15 protein-coding genes and 2 pseudogenes are annotated in these 21,373 nt (G+C 63.5%); 5 read left to right on the forward strand and 12 right to left on the reverse strand.

The window, feature by feature from the left end; genetic code table 11:
* Positions 1-414: 414 nt before the first annotated feature.
* The 4 genes from B5525_RS00295 to B5525_RS00310 form a co-directional block, all read right to left on the reverse strand.
* Positions 415-1,026 (reverse strand): OmpA family protein, encoded by a 612-nt coding sequence (locus B5525_RS00295; RefSeq protein WP_079563891.1) that lies wholly within the window; start codon positions 1,024-1,026, stop codon positions 415-417.
* Positions 1,026-1,442: a hypothetical protein gene (locus tag B5525_RS00300; protein ID WP_079563892.1), complete on the reverse strand. Its 417-nt coding sequence runs from the start codon at positions 1,440-1,442 to the stop codon at positions 1,026-1,028. Before B5525_RS00300 ends, B5525_RS00295 begins: the two co-directional genes overlap by 1 nt.
* 178 nt (positions 1,443-1,620) lie before the next feature.
* Complete coding sequence (locus tag B5525_RS00305) at positions 1,621-3,330, reverse strand: sulfatase-like hydrolase/transferase (RefSeq protein ID WP_079563894.1); 1,710 nt, start codon at positions 3,328-3,330, stop codon at positions 1,621-1,623.
* A 187-nt stretch (positions 3,331-3,517) separates the two neighbouring features.
* The gene (locus tag B5525_RS00310) at positions 3,518-4,216 is read right to left on the reverse strand and encodes a TetR/AcrR family transcriptional regulator (protein ID WP_079563896.1); all 699 of its coding nucleotides are present in this window, start codon (positions 4,214-4,216) and stop codon (positions 3,518-3,520) included.
* Positions 4,217-4,327: 111 nt separating this feature from the next.
* Between B5525_RS00310 and B5525_RS00315 the strand changes: the two genes are divergently transcribed.
* Positions 4,328-4,951 carry a hypothetical protein gene (locus tag B5525_RS00315; RefSeq protein WP_079563897.1) on the forward strand — a complete coding sequence of 208 codons (624 nt, stop codon included), beginning with the start codon at positions 4,328-4,330 and terminating at the stop codon, positions 4,949-4,951.
* A 70-nt stretch (positions 4,952-5,021) separates the two neighbouring features.
* Here B5525_RS00315 and B5525_RS00320 read toward each other — a convergent pair whose 3' ends face one another.
* Positions 5,022-5,873, reverse strand: a complete 852-nt coding sequence (locus B5525_RS00320) for an SDR family oxidoreductase (protein ID WP_079563899.1) — start codon at positions 5,871-5,873, stop codon at positions 5,022-5,024.
* A gap of 331 nt (positions 5,874-6,204) precedes the next feature.
* On the opposite strand from B5525_RS00320, the gene B5525_RS00325 reads away from it, so the two are divergent.
* The 3 genes from B5525_RS00325 (at position 6,205) to B5525_RS00335 (ending at position 10,099) form a co-directional block, all read left to right on the forward strand.
* Positions 6,205-6,936: a sulfite exporter TauE/SafE family protein gene (locus B5525_RS00325; RefSeq protein ID WP_079572736.1), complete on the forward strand. Its 732-nt coding sequence runs from the start codon at positions 6,205-6,207 to the stop codon at positions 6,934-6,936.
* 136 nt (positions 6,937-7,072) lie between these two features.
* Positions 7,073-8,752 carry a M4 family metallopeptidase gene (locus B5525_RS00330; RefSeq protein WP_079563901.1) on the forward strand — a complete coding sequence of 560 codons (1,680 nt, stop codon included), beginning with the start codon at positions 7,073-7,075 and terminating at the stop codon, positions 8,750-8,752.
* A 255-nt stretch (positions 8,753-9,007) separates the two neighbouring features.
* Positions 9,008-10,099, forward strand: coding sequence for a DUF2336 domain-containing protein (locus tag B5525_RS00335; protein WP_079563903.1), 1,092 nt, complete (start codon positions 9,008-9,010; stop codon positions 10,097-10,099).
* Between the two features lie 64 nt (positions 10,100-10,163).
* On the opposite strand, the pseudogene B5525_RS00340 reads toward B5525_RS00335, so the two are convergent.
* Positions 10,164-11,411 (reverse strand): annotated as a pseudogene (locus tag B5525_RS00340) (sensor histidine kinase); the annotation flags it as partial.
* A gap of 135 nt (positions 11,412-11,546) precedes the next feature.
* A pseudogene (locus B5525_RS47440) lies at positions 11,547-11,996 on the reverse strand (CHASE3 domain-containing protein); the annotation flags it as partial.
* Positions 11,997-12,219: 223 nt separating this feature from the next.
* Between B5525_RS47440 and B5525_RS00345 the strand changes: the two are divergent.
* On the forward strand, positions 12,220-13,596 hold the full coding sequence (locus B5525_RS00345; protein WP_079563906.1) for an ABC transporter substrate-binding protein: 1,377 nt from the start codon (positions 12,220-12,222) through the stop codon (positions 13,594-13,596).
* Positions 13,597-13,765: 169 nt separating this feature from the next.
* Here B5525_RS00345 and B5525_RS00350 read toward each other — a convergent pair whose 3' ends face one another.
* From B5525_RS00350 to B5525_RS00375, 5 genes are all read right to left on the reverse strand, one after another.
* A complete protein-coding gene (locus B5525_RS00350) occupies positions 13,766-14,878 on the reverse strand; it encodes a DUF2336 domain-containing protein (RefSeq protein WP_079563908.1) in 1,113 nt (370 codons plus the stop codon).
* The gene (locus B5525_RS00355) at positions 14,878-17,880 is read right to left on the reverse strand and encodes a bifunctional diguanylate cyclase/phosphodiesterase (protein WP_079563909.1); all 3,003 of its coding nucleotides are present in this window, start codon (positions 17,878-17,880) and stop codon (positions 14,878-14,880) included. The genes B5525_RS00350 and B5525_RS00355 overlap by 1 nt, the downstream gene beginning before the upstream one ends.
* Before the next feature lie 684 nt (positions 17,881-18,564).
* Positions 18,565-19,584, reverse strand: coding sequence for a ketol-acid reductoisomerase (gene ilvC / locus B5525_RS00365; protein ID WP_079563912.1), 1,020 nt, complete (start codon positions 19,582-19,584; stop codon positions 18,565-18,567).
* Positions 19,585-19,790: 206 nt separating this feature from the next.
* The gene (locus B5525_RS00370; RefSeq protein WP_079563914.1) at positions 19,791-20,666 is read right to left on the reverse strand and encodes an EamA family transporter; all 876 of its coding nucleotides are present in this window, start codon (positions 20,664-20,666) and stop codon (positions 19,791-19,793) included.
* An 11-nt stretch (positions 20,667-20,677) separates the two neighbouring features.
* Positions 20,678-21,373: a class I SAM-dependent methyltransferase gene (locus B5525_RS00375; protein WP_079563916.1), complete on the reverse strand. Its 696-nt coding sequence runs from the start codon at positions 21,371-21,373 to the stop codon at positions 20,678-20,680.

The following is a 21,373-nucleotide window of genomic DNA, read 5'->3' on the forward strand; positions in this document are numbered from 1 at the left end:
CCAGTGCCGCGCAGGCAATCATGAGCCAGAGCGCAAAGTTTATTTGTAGTGCGAACCCCATCTCAAAACTCCCCCCTCTTGGATTTTCTACGGTTCGTTGACGCGCAGGCGCCAGGAAAGTTCGAGCGAAGATCGAGGCCAATTTAAGGTTGTGCGATGCGTCATCGGCCGTTACACACAGATAACCGGCCACAGCGACATCGCGGCTCCGAGGCATGGAAGCGATCGGTCCGAATAACCTGACTAAGCACCTGCCGTGACCGCGATCAATTCCGGATATCTACGGTAGGTTGTGTCTCTCAAAACAGACCAGCCATGCATCTGGCTTGGGCTGAAACGAGCGGACCACAACCTGGCCAGCCCGGACCATGAGAAGCGCAGGGTGCGCAAACCGGTTTCTTTCCGGATCGTGCGCTAAGGCGCTTTTCCGACGGCAATGAGCTGGACCTGCGCATTGACCGGCGCCGACGGATGCAGGCTGTCCAGCATTTGCTCCTCGCCGAGCCCGATGGCCTGCAGGCGTTTCGGCGAAACCTTGAATGTGCTGATCATGATGTCGCGGATCACGTCGGCCCGCCGCTGGCTCAGCGTCAGATTATAGTCGCGTTTGCCGGTCGAAACGGTGTGGCCCACGATCAGGAATTTGGATCCCAGCAGCGAGGGATGATAGAGCGTGTCGGCGATGCGGCCCAGCATCCGGTAGGACTCGGGCCGCACGACGGCAGCGTCTTCGTCGAATTGAATGTCGGCGGCGACCTGCGGCAGTTTCAGCAAATCCGGCGCGATCACCGCCCGCTTGAGCGGCGCGGCGTCCAGCTTCGCCCGCGCCTTGATCCGCTCGGCCGCCTGTTGGCGGAGCGCGGCGAGATCCAGATCCGGCACGGTTTCCGGGCCGGCCAGCTTGTTGACCCATTCGTCCGCGGAACCAGCCGCGGGGGTCTGAGCCGCGGCCGGGATCGCCGCGCCGCCGATCAGCGCGGCCACGAGCAGCGCGATGCCATGCCGGCGTTTCCTGCCCGGACGCATCAGCGATACCCCGCTTCGGTGAGGGCCTTGTTGCAGTTGATGGTCATGCCGCGCGGTCCCGCCAACAGGCAATCCAGGGTCCCGGCGCGATCGCCCTTGACGCTGCCGCAGTATTTGTTCGCGTCGCGCTCGCACAGTTTGGCGACGGCCGCGCGGGCCGCGACGCGCTTCTGGATCGCATCGAAGGCCCGGCCGTAATCGCTCTTGCACTGGGCCGACATGACATCCTGATTGCGCGACAGGCAGTCCTTCAGGCGCACCGCATCGAGGTTGACGCCGCGGCAATTGTCATCGATGTCCTTGGCGCAACTGGCCCCCAGCAGCGCCGAGGCGTCCTCGAATTTCATCGTCTGCGCCGAGGCGGACGACCAGGCTGCAATCAGAAGCAGAGGAAATAGCGCGCGGACGGGGCTCATGGTTCATCTCATATGGATTAGGCGCCCGCGGTCAAGCCATGGCGGCGAAAACGGCGGCATAGTCCAGCGGCTGTCCCGAACAATCTGTTGCGATGCAGCGTCTTAAGGTCGCGGGTTCGGCAAAACTCAGGCGAAGGCAGTGGCCAGGAACGCGGCGAGGATGCTGCCGGGTTGCAGCCTACAATCCGTGGATCTGGCCGGCGTCGATCAGGAGCCGGTTGAAGCGGCGGGCTTCGGCGCCGTTCTTGCAGGCATAGAACACGCCCCTGCAGCGGAGCATGATGTTCTTCTGCTCCTCGAACGACGGATCGAGCGGAATGCCGGCGGCTTCCTGGATCACCAGCGGCAGATAGGCCCCGTCGATCGTGTCCATGACGGCGGGACTTTCGACCGGTTCGAAATTGATGGCGTCGATCGCGTAATAGGTCGCGTAATAGCGCGGGTCGTAGTCCTCCAGCTTCTTGCCGACACCGGCTTCATCGAGGCCGGGATCGAGAATGTGCGGCGAGAATTCCGGCTGATGATCGCCGTAGCGTACGATCAGGAACGGCTGCCCGGGAAACTTCTTCTTCAGGCCGGCGAGGAAGGCGCGGTAATCCTCGGCACTCATCGACTGCCGGCGCAGATATTCGTCGACCACCGCCTCGTTGCCGGGAGCGCGCCAGGACGGCGTCAGGTCGGGACGAAACCGCGTCTCCCAGGGGAAGTGGTTGGCGGCGAGATAGACGAACATGAACAGCGGCGTCGCCGGGGGCGCCTCGGCCATCAGGCCCAGGGCTTTGTCATAAAAGAAGCTGTCGGGCTCGACATCCCCAGCGCCGAGGTCGTGCGCGTCATGGAAGTGCTGGATGCCGGTGGTGGTCTGGAAACCGCGCGCGCTCATGAACGCGCCGAACGCCGGATATACCGAGATCGTGTCGTAGCCGCAGCGCCGCAGCGCCAGCGGCAGTCCGCGCTCGACGCGGCCCGATGCAATGCGGGTGACGAAATAGGCGAACCGGCCGAACGAACGCGACGACAGTCCGGCGAGCACATTGTATTCGGTAAACCAGGATGGCCCGCCATTGCTCTCCGCCAGGAACTTGCGCTCCTTGCCGTCGAACGACTTGAAATGGCTGCCATAGCCTTTGGGCACCTTGATGCCATCGGCCTGCCGGATGTCGAAGCTGGATTCATCATGGACCATGATGATGTTGGGCCGCACGCCCCTGGGATGGCAGGAATCCAAGAGCGGCACCTTGAGCCGTTCGGTCGTGGCCGGGTCCGATTCCATGAAGCCGGAATGGATGAAATCCGACACCGCGGTGACGCCGGAGCGGGCGAATTTCGACAGATAGCCGTCGTCGTAATAGCCGCGCCAGGCTTCGTCGGGCCACTCGACGGAATAGCCGACCAGCGCAGCAAGGCAGGCGAGCTTGCAGGCGACCGCCGGCAGCCGCCGGATCCGGAACGGGTCGAGCCACCACAGCGCATACATCAGCGGCAGGGTGACGAGGCCGGCACCGATCACCGACCAGCGCAGATTGGGGAAAATCGTAAACAGGAACGCCGCGGTATCGCGGTCGATCACCATCAGGTCGACGAAATTCGCGGTCATCTGCACGATGTCGTGCTTGAGCCGCGACAACAGCACCAGCACCACGACCAGCGTCAGCGACAGCGCGCCCGACAACGCCGGACGCCGCAACAACGCGATCCAGAAGAAGTTCAGGATGCCCCAGGACAACAGAAAGCCGGTGCGCGAGCCGAAATCGGTTTCGGTCTGCAGCATGACGAAGAGCGCCGCCAGCTGCGGCGCCGCCACCGCCGAGAGCCGCCAGAAGCCGATCGAGGCGAGGCTGCCGGTTGCGACGTTGGCGGATGGACCTGGATTTGGCGCGGGCGCCATCGCGACGCAGACTTGAACCCGGCGATGCCCTGGTGCCTTGGCTGGCAAAAACCAGGAGGCGGACGGCGCAGCCGGAGCCTGCGCCGTGTCACAAAACCGTAGTTCAAGTGTCATGATGGCGCAACAGAAGCCGTCATCAGACCTTTCGCCTAGGCGCGTATTCTGCCCGCGAGCTGAACAACGCGTTTCAAACCGGCCCGGGACGCCGGGCGATGCCCTCGATGAAGAGATCGAGGATCGCCTCGGCGCTGCGTTCGACATCCGCTTCGACCACGCCCCAGCGCGGCAGATGGCCGTCGATGTTCATGCGGGCAAAGCCGTAAACCAGGGCGCGGCCGGCAAGCTGGACCTGCTTGAGGTCGGCCACCCGTAATTGCCCCGCTGCGAAGGCCTCCGCCAACAGGCGTCCTGTCAGGCCGATCAGCCCGGCATTGTCGCGCGACAGCGCAGCCGCGCGGTCGTGATTGAAGTACCGGCCGCTCGAGATGATCTCGAAATGAGCCGGATTGCGCATCGCCCAGCGTAAATAAGCGAGCCCCAGCTTGCGAAACCGCGCCAGCGGATCGCCCGGTGGGGCTTCTGCGAGGGCCGCGTCGATCTCGGACCGGAAACGCCGCTGCGCCTCCTCGGCCACCGCCGTCATCAGGGCGTCGCGGCTTTCGAAATGCCGAAACGGCGCCCCCGGCGACACGCCGGCGCGGCGGGCGGCCTCGCGCACGCTCACCCCCTCGGGGCCAGCCTCCTTGACCAGCTCAAGCGCCGCGTCGATCAGGCCGCGCCGGAGGTCGCCATGGTGATAGGGCTTTGGCCGCGCCGATGCGCGGCCGGCGGGCCGGCGCTCGAGATCGGGTTTTGGGGCGGGCTTGGACTTGGCGGACGAAGGCATAGGCCTTCGTTAGCATCACCCGATCGTGAATGTAAGCACCGATTACACCATTGACCAGAACCTCTGCCCCCGATGTAACTGATGATTACATCAATCATCGGGGAGCCCGTCATGCCGCAGCACCGTCAAAACTGGTTCGAAGGCTGGCGGCTGTTAGCCGTGCTGACGCTGGTGCTCGCCGGTCTCAGCGTCTGGATCGCGGGGATGCGGCAATTCGAGGTCGAGGGCGTGCGCATGGTGATCCGCGTCACCGCGCGCAGCTCGCTGATGCTGTTCTGCCTCGCCTTCGGCGCCGGCGCGCTGGCGCGGCTGTGGCCCAACGCCTGGACCCGATGGCAGCGCCGCAACCGGCGTTATCTCGGCGTCAGCTTCGCGGCGTCGCATGGCATTCACGCCATCGCCATTGCCTGCTTCGCGGCGATGGATCCCCTGGACTTCATGGCCGCCACCTCGACCGCCTCCTATGTGTTCGGCGGCATCGGCTATGCCTTCATCATCGCCATGACCGCGACCTCGTTCGATCACACCGCGCTGGCGATCGGCCAGCGCGCCTGGCGTATCCTGCATCTCGTGGGCGGCTATTACCTCTGGTTCCAGTTCATGGTGTCCTTCGGCAAGCGGATCCCCGGCATGCCGCTTTACGGGCTGTTTTTGATTCCGCTGCTGACGGTGATGGCGCTGCGGCTGATCGCCATGGCGTCGGCACGAACGCCGCGGACGGCCCGCGCGGGCTAGCCACGCTGCTACGGATGGTCGATGCCTTCGAACTCGCGGGCGCGACATTCGACCATCTCATGGCGCATGCTCATGCCGGCGGCATCAAGCCGAGTCGCTTGGCGATGATCCTGTCGACCATCCGCTTCGGCAGCAGGCCCGTGACCAGGTGCCGCATCGGATCCGGCGTGAGCTGATAGCGCACCTTGGGGCTGGCTGAAGTCAGGGCGTCGGAGATCGCTTCCGCGATCTTCTCCGGCGGCAGACCGATCTCACTCAGGTGCCGCGTGAATTTGCGGACCTGCGCCAGCGCCGGATAGTATGGCGAATTCTGGTAGGCGGAAATATCGGCCTCCTCGGCCTTGCTCCAGATCGGCGTCTTCACCGCGCCCGGTGCCACGATGATGACGTCGATGCCGAACACCATCATCTCCCGGCGCAGGCTTTCCGACAGCCCCTCGATCGCATGCTTGGAGGCGGAATAGGCCGCCGACAGTGGATTGCCGTTTTTCCCGGCCACCGAGCTGATCATCACGATCCGCCCCTTCGGCCCTTTCAGCGACGAATCGGACCCGAGCAGCGGACCGAATGCCTGCGTGGCAATGATCGGCCCGATCACGTTGACGTCCATCTGACGGCGGAATTCGTCGACCGCAAGCTCGAGCACTGGGCCTGCAACCGCGATGCCGGCATTGTTGACGAGGCCGGTCAACGTTTCGCCATTGAGCGCGGCGCGGACCTCGCGGGCGGCCGCCAGCACCGCGGCCTCATCGGTGACATCGAACAACAGCGGGGTGAAATTGGCGCCGAATTCACCCCTGAGGCGATCGGCGTCGGCCGCCTTGCGTACGCTGCCGAAGACTCGAAACCCGCGACCCAGCAGCAGTTTTGCGCTGGCCCAGCCGATGCCGGTGGACGCCCCGGTAATGACAACAGATTGCATAGCTCAACTCCCAACCACCGTTTGCAGATTGTTCCGCACGCACATCCCCTGATCAATACCGTTTTCGTGAAGTGTTGGGCAGCTCGAATATTGTCTTGCGATTGGCGTGACTTGCCACCACCACCACGACCGAAGCAGGCCAGTGAAACACGCTTCCGTCGTCCGTTCGAAGGACGACAGCTGCACAGCCAGCCTCTACTCCACGAAAATCAAACGCAGCGTCCGCCAATCGCGGCGAGCAGCGAACAATCGTTTCATTTTGCACCTTCGCGATCCCGTTTCCCCCTTTGTCGACCGCGAGGATGCCCTCGTCTTTCACAGGAACCAGATCATGACCGATTTTGCATCGCATTTCCTGCTCAGCGCGGCTGTTTTCGCCGGCGCATTCGTTTCGGGCCTGGCGGGCTTTGCGTTTTCAGCGGTCGCCGGCGCAATCCTGCTGCATGTATTCCAGCCGTTGGAGGCGGTGCCGTTGATGATGGCCTGCAGTGTCGGCGTGCAGGCCGTCAATCTGTGGGCGTTGCGCAAGAGCATCGAGTGGAGAGAAAGTCTGGCTCTGATCATCGGTGGTTTGGTCGGAATACCGATCGCGGTCTATCTCCTGCACAATGCCGATACCCGCACTTTCCGAATCGGTTTCGGGCTGCTGGTAGCGCTTTATGCCGGCTACACCCTCTTCCGTCCGGCCTTGACCTACTTCCGGCAGATGGAGAGCCGCGGCCGGAATATTCTCGTCGGATTTGGCGGCGGCCTGATCGGCGGATTGACCGCCATGCCGGGCGCGCTTCCAACCGTCTGGTGCGACATGCATGGCATGTCGAAAAGCCGGCAGCGCGGCCTCGTTCAGCCGTTCATCGCGGCCATGCAGATCTTCGCACTCTCCCTGATCCTTTCGCGGCACGATCTGTCATTGAAGGTTCTGTTTGATTTCGCGATCAGCCTGCCAGCCCTTGTCGCCGGCACGGCGCTGGGTATTTGGATGTTCCGCAGCGTCAACGAGATGACCTTCCGGCGCATCATCCTCATCATGTTGCTGCTCTCGGGCCTATCGCTCGTGATTTGATTTCCCGCCCCCTGCCGTCGCGCGGGCATTTGTGCGGCGCGGCGCAAGATTGAAATGTGCCCCGTCGGCTCACCCTTTGCGATTCCCGACCGATTGACCTAACCTTCGCTGGTTGAGGACTCGAGGGACTGCAATCATGGCAAAGCAGATGAAGAAGGCCGCGACCAGCAGGGTCCCGGCGCCGGGGACGACAGCGCGTGGCTTTCAGGTCATGGCGATTCACGTCACGGAAAAACGCGGCCGCCGCGCCTTCGAAGCGCTCAGGGCGGATCGCCCGGCTTCCAACACCTTCGCGCTGGCGGAAAGTCTGCCGAAGAATCTCGACCCGGAAAGCGCCGCAAAGCGCATCCTCGCCCACGCCTTTGCAAGCGACGCAATGCCCACGCTGGTCGACGACGAAGCGAGCAGTTTCAGGAGCCTGGGCGTCGAGACCGTGCCGCTGACCGGAACCACAATCGTCAAGTTCCGCCAGCAGATCAGGGGCATTCCGGTTTTCGCTTCCCTGGTCAGCGTCGAACTCGACGACGACAATGAGCTGGTTTCGCTCAATTCCAGCCTGGCGAAGCCGGACCTTGCGTCCTACGTCGCAAGCATCTCGCCGCTCGATGCGCTGAAGCGAATTGCCGACCTGGCCGGCTATGGACGGCAACTTCCCGACGGCGTTCCGACGCTCAATCTGTTTCTCGACCATGGCGGCAAATGGCGTCTCGCCTATATCGTCGAGGATGTCCGCAGCCGTACCAAGGGCAAGGCGTCGCCAGCCCAGCACCAGATCCCGCTGGTGCATGATTACGTGATCGACGCGCGAAGCGGCGCCCTGGTGGCGGAACTGCCGCGCACCCCGGCTCTGCGACACGGCACCGCCAGCGCCCCCGACGACCTCGGCAACATGCAGACCTTCAATATCGAAATGAAGGACGGCAAGCGGGTGATGCGCGATGCCAGGCTGAACATCGAAACCTACGATCTCCGCTACCGCGATCCGCTTGACGGCACGCTGCCCGGCAAGCTCGTCAAGCATCCCTGGTCGCCGGCCGCGGTCAGCGCCCATACCCATGCCGCTGTCGTCACGACCTATCTGCGCAAGGTGCTCAAACGCAACAACATCGATAATATGGGCGGGCGCGTGGTCTCGACGGTCAAGTGCGTCGTCGAGCAGTTCGAGCGGCCGCCCGGCAGCAAGGTCTGGCTGAACGCGCTCTGGGACGGCAAGCAGATGCTGTACGGCCAGGATCTGTTCAACGGCAGATTGCGCTCGATGGCGTCATCGCTCTCCGTGGTCGCGCATGAGCTGTTCCACGGCGTCACCGGGGGCACGGCACGGCTGATCTATCTCGGCGAGAGCGGCGCGCTCAACGAATCCTATTCGGATATTTTCGGCACCCTGATCGCCAACAGCAAGCAGCCGGATATCGGGAAATGGCACTGGCAGGTCGGCTGCGGCATGGCCGTTCGCGACATGCAGAATCCGACCCAGGACAACCAGCCGAAACTGATGAAGGATTTTGTCCAACTTCCGCTGACCCTCAACCACGATCTGGGCGGCGTGCACCTAAACAGCGGCATTCACAACTATGCCGCCTTCAACATCATGACGGCGAATGACGGCCGCAAATTCATCTTCACGCCGAAAGAACTCGCGGCGATGTTCTACATCGCACTGACCCAGCAGCTCTCGCGCCAATCGACCTTCGCCGACAGCCGGCGCGCCGTGGTGCTGGCAACGCGGTCGCTGTTTCGCAACCTGCCGCAGACGCAGATCGATATCCGCGTCGCCGCGGTGAAAGCGGGCTTTGCCGCGGCCGGCATCAGATAGGCGCAACCCCTCCGCCCGCTAAGTACGGGTTCCGTCTCCTGCGCGGCGGTCCACGCTCCCGTCGGCGATGCCGCGGCTGTTTCCCAGCCGGCTGCGCATTCATTGAGCATCTGAATCTGTATTTTTACGGGGTGCATCTTAACCAGAGCGTAGGATTGCAGCGGCATTCTCCTGGTTTGGACTGCCGGCCATTTCAAGACGTTCCAGAACCGGGCGTCACGCCGGAAAGTATCAAAAAAACAATCGGGGCGTGTCTTGCGGAAGCTCGAACATTCCATCATCGCCGAACTCGAGGACGCCGTTAAAAGCGGCTCGTCCGAGCGGCGCGTCGACACCCTTCGCCAGGTGACGAATCTTTTCCTCAATGACGGAGACCGGCTCAGCGAGGACCAGATCAAGGTCTTCGACGACGTGCTGTGTGTCCTGATCAGCCGCGTCGAGAGCCGCGCCCGGGCCGAACTCAGCCACCGCCTGGCGCCGATCGACTACGCGCCGTTCGAGGTGATCCAGCATCTGGCGCGGGACAATGAAATAGAAGTCGCCGGTGCCGTGCTGGCCAACTCCAGCCGGCTGCGGACCAGCGACCTCGTCGAGATCGCCACCACCAGGGGGCAGGATCACCTGCTTGCCATTTCGGGCCGCACCAACCTGCCGGAAGCCGTCACCGACGTCATCGTCGACCGCGGTGAGCGCAAGGTCATTCGCAAGCTTGCCAACAATGCCAGCGCGCACTTCTCCGAGACCGGCTATTCCACCATCGTCGCGCGCGCGGAAGCCGACGACGAACTCGTCGAGATCCTCGGTCTGCGGATCGACCTTCCGATCAAATTCCTGCGCGACCTCTTGCGGCGCGCCACCGACGCCGTGCGCGCCCGGCTGGCGGCCATCGCGCCGCCCGAACTCCAGCAGGAGATCTCGCGGATCCTGAAGACCATCGCCAGCGCGGCGGGAGACGCCGGCTCTCCGCAGCGGAACTTCAGCCGCGCCGAAGCGCTGGCAAAGCTGTTGAAACAGCACAACGAGCTCGACGACGCAGCCATCATCAAGTTTGCCGGCGCCGGGAAAATAGAGGAAGTCGCCGCCTCGCTCGCCGTTCTCAACAACGCCGCGACCGACATGATGATGCGGCTTCTGGAAGGACCGCGATCCGACCTGATCCTGATCCCCTGCAAATCCGCCGGGTTGAACTGGCTGGCGGTGGAAACCATCCTCTCTCACCGTCCGCTGCAGCAGCCGATATCGGAGCAGACGCTGAAGCTCGCCTGGAAGGATTACGGCAAGCTGTCCACGGAAACCGCCCAGCGCACGCTGCGCTTCTGGCAGGTCCATAACAAGATCGAGAAGTAGGCTCGCCCGTCGCGACGGCGCGGGCGGTCGAACCGGTAATCCCGAGCGAGCGCGCCCCGCAACCTCATGCCGCCGGCATTGGGCCGGCATGCTCGGCGGGAAGGGTCTCGTCCCGTTGCAGAGGCAGGGTGAACTGAAAGACGGCGCCACGCGGCTCATTCGCGGACGCGTACAGCTGTCCCTCATGCGCCTCGATGATCGAACGGCAGATCGCCAGTCCCATCCCCATGCCACCGGACTTGGTCGTATAGAACGCGTTGAAGAGGTGCTCAAGGCTCGCCGGATCCAGTCCCGGACCCGAATCCCGCATCGCGACGAGTATGCCGTGCTCGGCTTGCGCGGTGCTGATCAGCAACGCGCGGGGTATCTCGGCGACGCCGCTCATAGCCTCGATAGCGTTGATGATCAGGTTCAGGATCACTTGTTGTAGTTGGACCCGATCGCCATAAATGAGCGGCAGGCCGTCCGCGAAATCGGTCTGCACCGAGACGCCGGCCTTTACCGCTTCGCCCCGAGTTAGGGTAATCACCTCGCGGATCGCCTCGTTGATGTCCAGAAAGCTCCGCCGCGCCGGGACCTTCTGGATCAGTGCCCGGATCCCGGCGACGACATTTCCGGCTCGCGTCGCGTCCGCGACGATGAGGCGAAGGGCCTCGCGAACCTTGTCGAGATTGGACGGTTGCGCACCCAGCCAGTTCAAGGCGGCCTCGGCGTTGAGAACCGCCGCGGCGATCGGCTGGTTGACTTCATGAGCGATCGAGGCTGTCAGCTGCCCCATCGCGTTGAGGCGATTGGCGTGCGCGAGCCCCGCCAGGGTCTCGCGGTAGCGCCGCTCGCTTTCGCGGGCCTCGGCTTCCGCCCGCTTGCGCTCCGTCAAATCGAGCACGAAGGAAACGCCCTGGTTGCCGCTTGCTTCGAACAACGCCCCGCCGCTCAGCACCGGCAAACGGCTGCCGTCCTTCCGGAAATATTCCTTCTCGAATGGTTGGACTGTGCCAATCGTCTTCAGCTCCGCAACGGTGCGCTCGTCGCGGTCGCGCCATTCGGCCGGCGTCAGGTCCCTCCGATCCAGGCGACCCGAGGCAAGATCGTCGCGGTCGTATAGCGTCATGCGGAGAAACGCGTCATTTGCCTCGAGAATGCGACCTTCGATATCCCAGATGATGATACCGATGATGTTGGCGTCGACCAGGCGCCGGATCTTCTTATCGCGCGCTTCGAGATCGCCGTGCAGCTGAACGTTCTCCGCGGTCGTTTTGCGCCGCCGCCTCGCTTCGAGCCGTGCAAGCGCCAACGCGCCGACGGCGAAAACGGTGACAATGACGACGGCCGAAGCAATGAGCCACGTCTTGCGTTGTTCGAGCGCGTCGGCGCCCGTCTCCCAACCCGCAAGCAGGAAGCGCTCGTGATCGACCATCTGGTCGATCTGCGATCGGATCTCGCCCATGGTGCCGATCCTCGCCAGCGCCGGATCGGCCCCGGATGTGTGCGCCGTCTTGACGACGTCGTCGATCTCGCGGAGCTTTGCTGAAACGGTCAGCGCCAGGTGTGCGGCACGAAGGCTCTGCAACGGATCGTCCGCCACGAGATTCTGGAGCGCGTCGCCTTCCCGTCGCAGGCTTTCGTCAGAAACGCCGTAGTGCTTGAGATAGGTTGCATCGAGGGTCAGCAGATATCCGCGCCTTTCGACCTCCAGGTCGGCGATGTTCGCACGCAGCCGATCGAGCGTGTCCAGCACGTGGCGGCTGTGCTCGACCGCGTGGCTTGCCGCCTGCTGTTGGTGCCAATACCGCATGCCGAGGAACCCGCTCGCCGCGAGCAGCATCAAAGGCACCGCGACCCCCAGGATCAGCGGGCCAAACAACCCCGAGGTCCGCAGTGACGCGGGGAGCGGCATTGGTCATCAGTCCTCAGAAGCTGGCGCGACCGGCACGTCTTCTGGTGCGGACGCGAGGGAACTGATAGAATACTAGAACACGTGGATAAGTCCGCATAGGTGAGACCGGATCCCTGACGTTGTCAGGCGGACGGGTTGCGCCAGCCCCGGGATCCTTACAGTTGTCGCGCGAGGGCATCCGGTCTGCCGGGTTGTGATCGACCGCCAAAAAGGGAGCACGCACATGGCACCGGGGGGAAAGCCACTGAACGGTCGACTGCCGGTTAGCCGGCGCACTCTCGTGAAGGGATTTGCCGCGGCCGGAGCAGCCCTGTCGGGCACGGCGATGCCCTTGCGATGGAGTTTCGCGGAGGATACCGCCGCGATGTATGCCAGCGCCGCGGTCGACTGGAAACAATTCGCGGGCCAGTCGATCACGCTCGCGGGCGCGATCCATCCCTGGTCGAACGCGATCGCCCAGCTCCTGCCGCAGTTCACCAAGCTCACCGGTATCGACGTCGTCACCGACTTCCAGCTGGAAACCGCGTTCCTGGGGGCGCTGCCGATCAAGCTCGCCGGAGGCAGCAGGACGCCCGACGTATTCATGTTCCTGACCTATGGCCAGGGCATCTCGGCGGGATGGCTCGAGCCGCTGAACGCCTATTATTCCAACCGGTCGCTGACCGATCCCGACTGGTATAACGAGGGCGACCTCCTCAAGACCGCCCGAGCCTTTCCGGTGTGGTCGGACGGCGAACGCTACGCCTTCCCGATTACCTCCGAGGCGGTGACCATGTTCATCAACAGCGGTGCGCTGGCAGCCAAGCACCTGCCGGTGCCTCAGACTTTCGACGAGTTGCTTGCCACCGCCAAGGCGGTGAAGACCAACGAGATGTCGGGGGTGGCCATGCGGGCCCAGGCCAGCGGCAACTCGTCCCCGGCGGCCATGAGCTTCGTGTTCTCTTATGGCGGAGCCATGGTCAAGGACAACAAGGCCGCTTTCGCGAGCCCCGAGGCGATCGAAGCCGTCGCGATGTACGGACAGCTACTCAGCGAGGCCGGGCCGGTGGGCGTCGGCAACTATGAATGGTACGACGTGTTGAACGATTTCGTTCAGGGCAGGACGGCAATTGCGATCGACGCCAGCGTCCTTGCCACGGACATTTCCAATCCGGCACGGAGCCGCGTCGCGAAGCAGGCTGTCTTTGCCCCCTTCCCCCATGCCGACGGTCGCGCACCCGTTCCCTTCATGTCGCACTGGCAGGCCTGCATCAATGCTAAATCCCGAAACAAGCGCGCAGCTTTCCTGCTCCTGCTGTGGGCGACAAGCAAGGCGACCTCGCTGCAGACCGCGGCAGCGGGACTAGCGACGACACGGCTGTCGGCCTGGTCGAGCGAGGGTTTCAAGAAGACGTTCGGCGAACAAGCCGCAATGGCGGCGCTGACCAACTTGCAAAATGCCGATGTCGACCGCGCCAAGGCGATCCTGTTCCACCCGCAATCGAGGCCTATCCAGGACGCCTTCATGATTGGCGTCAATGAAGTGGTCTCCGGAGCGAAAACGGCGAAGGCTGCAATGACTGCCGCCGCCGAGAAGGCCAATGCGGCGATCCGCGGATAGGGGAGCCATCCAAGCGCTGGAAAAATGGCTGGGAAGCATCCTGAGCCCGGTTTTCAGTTCGATCGAAACGGAAAGGCCCTAGTGCATGATCCGGAAAAGTGGGAACCGGTTTTCCGAAAAGATCATGCTCAAACAAAAAGATAGAGCGGGATGACGATTCGAAGAAAAGTCATCCTGCTCTATAGTGCAGCGGGCTTGGGCTTGCCTGCTCGCGCTGCCGGTACAACTGAAGCGCGGTCCGGGCGGTTTTCGGCTGCAGGCGGAAGAAACCGGCAAGAGATTGGTTGAGCCGGTCGCTCGCCACGCCGCCGCGACCGGCCTGCAGCGCGAGCAACGCCTTCGCGGTGTCCCATGACAGCTCGATGGCCTTGGCCAAGACGATCAGCTGTTCCGGTTCGCTCTGAACCAGCACGCGCTCGACCAGCCCGATCGGAAGATCGCACATCAACGAGAGCGCGACGGCGGTTTTGTCGAAATCCCGTTCGTGCGCATACATTAGCAACCGCGCTTCGTCGAGTTGTCCGAGCGAATGCAGCGTCCGCACCATCGCCAGCGCCTGCGCATGCCGGCTCGAGCCGGCGCGCGCCGTGGTCTGGATCGCGTCGGATGCTTCCGCCACCGCGGCTCGCACCAGCGCGGCCTGTTGCCGATCGGCCACCTCGAGCCTTGTTTTGACGATTTCGGACGCTTGGACGAACAATCTGACCAGATCCTGGCGCGGGATGTCGGGGCGCGCCCAGACGCACAGCGCAAGATCGCCATTGTCCTGCGCCCGCTTGACCAGGATCGACATGCCGGATGTCGAGAACCTGGCGCCGGGGTTGGCGGCGGCGCCGGCGACGACCTGATGGTTGCCCCGCTTGACCAGAATATCCGTCACGGCCTCGGCCAGACGGCTTCGGCCGGAAATCGCCCGCAGGTGGCCCTGGCTCTTGGTCCGCGCATTTTCCGCCAGGGCGGCGTCTTCGAGCCGCCCCGAGAACGCCAGCACCGGCGCGGCCACTTCGATCGCGTCGTCGAATGCCAGCATGCGGATGACATCCGCGGGCGCGTCGGAGACCAACGCGAGCCGGCTGCCGAATTCCGCGCGGGCGGCACGCCCGATAGTTCCGACGAGCCGGCTCATGACGTCGCCGAACAGTTCGATCTGGTCGTCGGTGAACCTGCCGGAACCATCGATGAAGAGATCGGTGACGCGGCGCAGGACGTCGGCGCGCCCCGATGGATCCCTGTTCTCCATCACGTCCTGGAGTTCGCCGATCAGATGTCCCTGCGCGCCCATCAGGCGACGTTCCTTGCCGATACAATCACGGCATCGAGGTCAAGTTCGGAATGCGGAACCGGCCGGCCGAACAGATAACCTTGCGCGTAATCGACGCCGGCGGCGAGCAATGCCTCGTACTGTGTGCTGCTCTCGATTCCCTTGGCCGCCGTCGCGATATCGAGGCCGCGCGTCAAGGCGAGCACCGAAGCCACCAGCGCCGCGCAATCGCGCCGGCTGGCAAAACCCTGCGCCACCGACTTGTCGATCTTGATCTTGTCGAACGGAAAGCTCGTCAGATAGCTCGCCGAGGAGTATCCCGCCCCGCAATTGTCGAGCACGATCGAGACGCCGAGATTCTTCAGCTGCCTGACGGTGGCCAGGTGTTCGGTCTGATCCTTCTGCAGCAGTGAGGTGTCGGCGATTTCCAGTTCGAGCCGCAGCGGCGACAACCCGGAATCCACCAGCGCCCCCAGCACGAGATCGAACAGGTTGCCGCCGCCGAATTGAACGGCAGAGACGTTGACGGCGATCCGGATATGCGGCGGCCAAGCGGCGGCATCCAGACACGCCTGCCGCAGGATCCATTCCCCGAGCGGCAGCATCAGTCCCGTCGATTCCGCGAGCGGGAGAAACCGGTCGGGCGCCAGAAGCCCTCGCGATGGATGGTGCCAGCGAACGAACGCCTCGACGCCGAAGATGCGGCCCGCCCTGGTGTCGACCATCGGCTGATAGTGCAGTTCGAATTCGTTGCGCGCGAGCGCGTCGCGCAGTTCGCCTTCCATCGACCGCTGGATGTCCGCAGCCTCGGTCAATGCGGGCTGGAATACCCGGAAGGCGTTTCGCCCGCCCGATTTCGCCGCGTACAGCGCCAGATCGGCCTTGTGCAGCAGCGCCTCGGCGTCGGTCCCATGCTCCGGCGCGAAAGCAATTCCAATGCTGGTGCCGACGGTGACCTGCTGGCCGCCGAGATCGAACGGCCGCTCGATCCGGCCGATGATCCTGAGCGCGAGCGCGACGGCGCCCTCGACCTGACTCTTTTCGTTTTCCTGGATGATGGCGAATTCGTCGCCACCGAGCCGGGCCAGTACATCGATATCGCGAATCGACGTCCGCAGACGCTGCGCCACTTCGACCAGCAACTGGTCGCCAGCCGCATGTCCCAGCGTATCGTTGACGGACTTGAACTTGTCGAGGTCGAGCATCAGCACGGTGAAGCTGGTGCCATGGCGCTGCAGCCGCTTCACAGCGTCCTCGAGCTTTTCGGAGAACAGCGCGCGGTTGGCAAGGCCCGTGAGCAGATCGTGCTGCGCCATGAACGCGATCCGCTTTTCGTTGCGCGCCCGATCCGTGATGTCCTCGTGCGTGGTGAGCCATCCCCCGTTCGGCATCGCATGGCGGGCGATCGCGACCACCCGTCCATCGGCGAGCTCCTGCACTTCCTGCGCCGCCTTGACGTTTTGCGTCAGATAGGTGTCCGGCGCCACGCCGAAATTGGTGCCCTGCTCGCGACGGTATTCCAGGATCTGACGCAACGACGTCCCGGGCTTGGTCTGATCGCGGCTGAGCTGATAGATTTCGCCGTAGCGCGCATTCGATACCACGACCTTCTGCTCCGCATCGAACATGCAGAGTCCCTGCGACATGTTGTTGAGCGCGGCGTCGAAGCGCAGGTTCGTCGCCTCGAGTTCGGCGGCTTTCTCGGCCAGCATTTGCTCGGCGCGCCGCTGCACCGTGATGTCTTCGTGGGTCGCGACCCAGCCGCCATCCGGCGTCGCCGTGCGCTGAATATCGATCACGCGGCCGTCGGCCCGCTCGCAATTCACTCTTGGTTGTGCCGCTATCAATTCGAGGCCTTGATCGATGGTAATATCTCCGGCTTCGCCCCGATCGGCGTAGTGCTGAAGAATCCGGCGCAACGGCGTCCCCGGCACCACCAGCTCGTACGGCAGGCCATGCATCGTCTGGAACCGGCTGTTCGAAATCACCCGCCGCTTGTCGGCATCGAACAGGCAAAGTCCCTGCGACATGTTGTTGATGGCGACATCGAAGCGCGCATTGGTTCGCGCCAGCGCGTTGGTCCGCCGCACCAGCAGAAACGAGCCTGACAACATGATCGCGAGAAAAACAGCGACGAACAGGCCGGACGTGTAGAGGTTTTGCCACCATGGCGCCAGCACCTCGCTGCGTGCGTAGGTTACGGCCACCGCCAGCGGCAATCCAGGGACGGCTTTGTAGCCGACGATGCGGGCCACGCCGTCGACGACGCTGGTTGCCTCGTACGCACCCGTCTCGGACACCGGGAGATATCTCGCAAGCAACGGAGCGTCCGCAAGAGACTTGCCGACGGCCTCCTTGTCCTCGGGCTGGCGTGCAAGTAACCGGCCCTCCCGGTGCATCAGGAATATCGTGCCGCTTTTGCCGAGATCGATGGAGCGATAGAGCTTGGTGAAATAGGATTGGTCGAGCAGTGCGGTGACGACACCGGCGAAACTGCCGTCGGCGTTGCTCAATCGCCGCGACGCCGCGGTGAACCATTTGCCGTCCGCCACCGATCGAGAGGGAGGCGCGATAAACAGCCGATCGTCGGCGCTGTCGCGCTGGGCGATAAAATGCGGCATATCCGATACGTCGAAACGCGGTGGCGCCTGATCGTAGGAGTGAGCGACCACTTGCCCCGATGCGTCGGCCCATCCCATGGCGATAATGACGGATGAGGTCTTTTGCAGCTGTCGCAGCGCGGCATTGGCCGCCGCGGAATCGAATCTTCCCTCAAGGCTGGCCCTGCGAATCGCCTCCGCCCGGCCCAGCGCCCGATCGACATCGTCGAATATCAGCACTGTGTGTTCGGCAAGGATATTGGCAAAGCTCAGCGCATCGGATTTCGCCGCCGCGATCCTGTCGGCGTAGCGGGCTTCCGCGGCGACAAAAAACAGAACGCCGGTTGCAACCGTAAGCAGGACGCCGAGCGCCGTCAGCGACGAGCCCGGCGAGTGGGCCAGCCTTCGATAAATTTCCCGCATCGCGAATCCGCGCCACCAGTCAGGCGCCCACCGTCGCTCCCCATCGTTAATATTTCGTTCATAATATTGGTGGCGCCATTGATTGCGCCGCCCGGTGGACCTGCCCCCCTATTCTTTACTCGCGCCGGCCACTGTGCGTCGTAATCGCGCGAATGGACCAATTGACCGCGGCCCGAATCCAGACCATGCGCGACCACATGCGGCTCGAATGCAAGAGCGACTGGGACGGGGTAATCGCCACTTTCGTCCACCCGTGCTACAACCGCCGCGCGGTGATGACCGCGCCGAGGCCGGACTTCAGCGGGGCGAGGTCTTCCGCCTTCCACCGTCTGGAGCGGGAGAGTGATCGGCTTCCGTCCTGCCGGACCACGCGCTCAATGGCGTCGCGCAACAATATGCATGAACCGTCAATTCTTCTCGCTGCAGCGCTTGCTACCCGCATGCAGGGGGCGAGGATGAGGATTAAGTAACCGCGCCTTGAGTCTGAAGCTGCAGGATTTTTGGGCTCGAACAAGTCACATGAGGCGCTTCATACCAAGAATGTGATTGAAGCGTCAGTTCTTGGGCCCGGATAAGAAAGGCGAGAACGCGTTTCGCGCCCTCGCCCCTGAATATGCCCATCAACGCTTAATTTTTCGTTCCGGCGAAAGGCGCGCTTCCGCGCACCCCAACCGGAGATCAAGCCTAGTTCTTGGTCTTGTCGACCAGCGCACCCTTCTTGATCCACGGCATCATGTCGCGGAGTTTGGCGCCGACCTCCTCGATCGGGTGCTGGGCGAGCTTGGCACGGGTCGCCTTGAACGAGGTCTGGTTGACCTTGTTCTCCAGCATCCAGTCGCGGGCGAACCGGCCGGACTGGATGTCATCGAGCACACGCTTCATTTCCTTTTTGGTCTCGGCGTTGACGATGCGCGGGCCGGAAACGTATTCGCCGTATTCGGCGGTGTTGGAGATCGAGTAGTTCATGTTGGCGATGCCGCCTTCATAGATCAGGTCGACGATCAGCTTCACCTCGTGCAGGCATTCGAAATAGGCCATCTCCGGCGCGTAGCCGGCTTCCACCAGCGTCTCGAAGCCACCCTTGATCAACTCGACCAGGCCGCCGCACAACACCACCTGCTCGCCGAACAGGTCGGTCTCGCATTCCTCCTTGAACGAGGTCTCGATGATGCCGGCGCGGCCGCCGCCGATCGCCGAGGCGTAGGAGAGGCCGAGGTCGTGGGCATTGCCCGAAACGTCCTTGGCGATCGCGATCAAGCAGGGCACGCCGCCGCCGCGCTGGTATTCCGAGCGCACCGTGTGGCCGGGGCCCTTGGGCGCGATCATCAGCACGTCGAGATCGGCGCGGGGGTCGAGCAGGTTGAAGTGCACGTTGAGGCCGTGGGCGAACACCAAAGCGGCGCCCTTCTTCATGTTGTCGCGAAGGTGCTCGCGGTAGATATCGCCCTGCAATTCGTCGGGGGTCAGCATCATCACGAGGTCGGCCCATTTCGCGGCTTCGGCGACTTCCATCACCTTGAAGCCGGCGGCCTCGGCCTTCTTGGCGGAACCCGATCCCTTGCGCAGCGCGATGGCGACGTCCTTGACGCCGGAATCCTTCAGGTTCAGCGCGTGGGCGTGGCCCTGGCTGCCATAGCCGACGATGACCACCTTCTTGCCCTTGATCAGGTTCAGGTCGGCGTCGCGATCGTAATAAACACGCATGGTCGTTTCCTCATCGGTGGCCAGAATTGGCTGGTTAATCAGGCATTTGAGCTGGGGGGACCGCCGGTCGCCCGCGAATTTCCGGCGTTGTCTAGAGCTTTTTCCCGCCAGGGGAAACCCTCATCTCGCATGGCGCGGTGCGGCATCATCATGCGTCCACGACGACCGGATAGGGTGAGGCCAAAAGCGACGGCGACATCAGCCCCTCACGCGATCTCGGGCAGGACCTGCGGCCGCTTCGACAGCAGCATGACCGCGATCCCACATACCACGATGAGCATTCCGGCCAGCCGCAACGGCCCGAACCGCTCGCCGAACACCAGCGTCGAGGCGGCGGCGCCGACAAACGGAACCAGAAGCGCGAACGGCACCACCTGTGCGGCGGTGTAATCCCGCAGCAGCCGCCCCCATAGCCAATAGGCGATGCTGGTGGAAATCGCGCCCAGCGCCAGCATGCAGGCAAGGCCGGTCAGCGACATATGGATCAGCGAGTCCAGGGTCGGCCGCGGCCCGTCGGCGACCAGCGCCAGCGCCAGCAACGGCAGCGGCGGCACCAGGCAGAGCCAGGCGAACAGATCGAACATCGGCACGTCGCGCGCCCGCCGCAGCAGGAGATTGCCGATCGCAAAGCTGACCGGCGAGATCATCAGGACCGCAAAGGCACCGGCGCTGAAGTCGTAACCGACGGTGCCGCAGATCATCAGAAGGCCGGTTGCGGCGATGCCGATGCCGAGGGTCTGCACCGGCGTCGGCATTTCGCCAAATGCGATCACCGCGAAGGCGATGGTGAACAGCGCCTGGCTCTGCACGATCACGCTGGTGAGGCCGACGGGAACGCCGTGAGCAAGACCGTAGGCTTGTGCCAAAAACTGTCCGAGAAACAGCGTGCCGCTGATCGCGATCAGAAGCGGCCAGGAGACGTCGGGCTTGCGCACGAACAGGCACGGAACCGCGGCGATGGCAAAGCGCAGCGCCGTCATCAGCGCCGGCGAAAATTCGTCGAGCGCCAGCCGGCTCGCCACAAAGGCGAGCCCCCAGATCACCGCCACCATGACGGCCACGCCGACGTCGGAAGGCTTCATCGACGACGTCCCTAGCCCTGTCCGCCGGTTTTCGGTTTCTGCAGAAGGTACGTGCCGTGCAGCGGCGCGTGATAATCGACCGAGACCAGCGTGAAGCCGGCGTCGGTCAGCATCCGCTCGATCACCCAGCCGAAGGTCGAATATTCGTCGCGCATATGGGTCATCACGCTGCCGCGGTTGAAATCGTGGTTCTTGATGCTGAAATCGGCCCATTGTTCGACATCGCGCTCCACGCCGTCGGGCGTAGAGACAAACACGATGTCGCGCAGATAGAAATTCGCGCCGGGCTTCAGCGCGTCATGGATCCGCGACAGCGCCACCGCCTTCCAGAAGTCCGGCAGATGATGCAGCGTGAATTCGCTGACGATCAGGTCATAGGAATTCGGCTTGTAGGCGAAGCTCAGGAGGCCCGCAGGCTGGGTGCGGATCGCCACCTTTCGATCCCTGGCCTGGATGTCAGCCAGCGCCAGCATCGCCGGCGAAATATCGATGGCGTCGACCTCGGCGCCCAACAGCGCCGCCTCGCAGGCGAGCACACCGTTGCCGCAGCCGATATCGGCCAGCCGCCAGCCCGGCTGCACGCCGAGCATGGTCAGCGCCGCGCGGGCGCGGAGGTCGCTGTCGTCATGGCGGTCGTAGATCGAGGCCACCGCGGAATCGAGACCGAGCCGCCGCCGTTCGTTGTAATACCAGTCGCGCGCCAGCAT

Origin of the sequence: Bradyrhizobium erythrophlei (assembly GCF_900129505.1) — a bacterium.
Taxonomy (GTDB): domain Bacteria; phylum Pseudomonadota; class Alphaproteobacteria; order Rhizobiales; family Xanthobacteraceae; genus Bradyrhizobium; species Bradyrhizobium erythrophlei_D.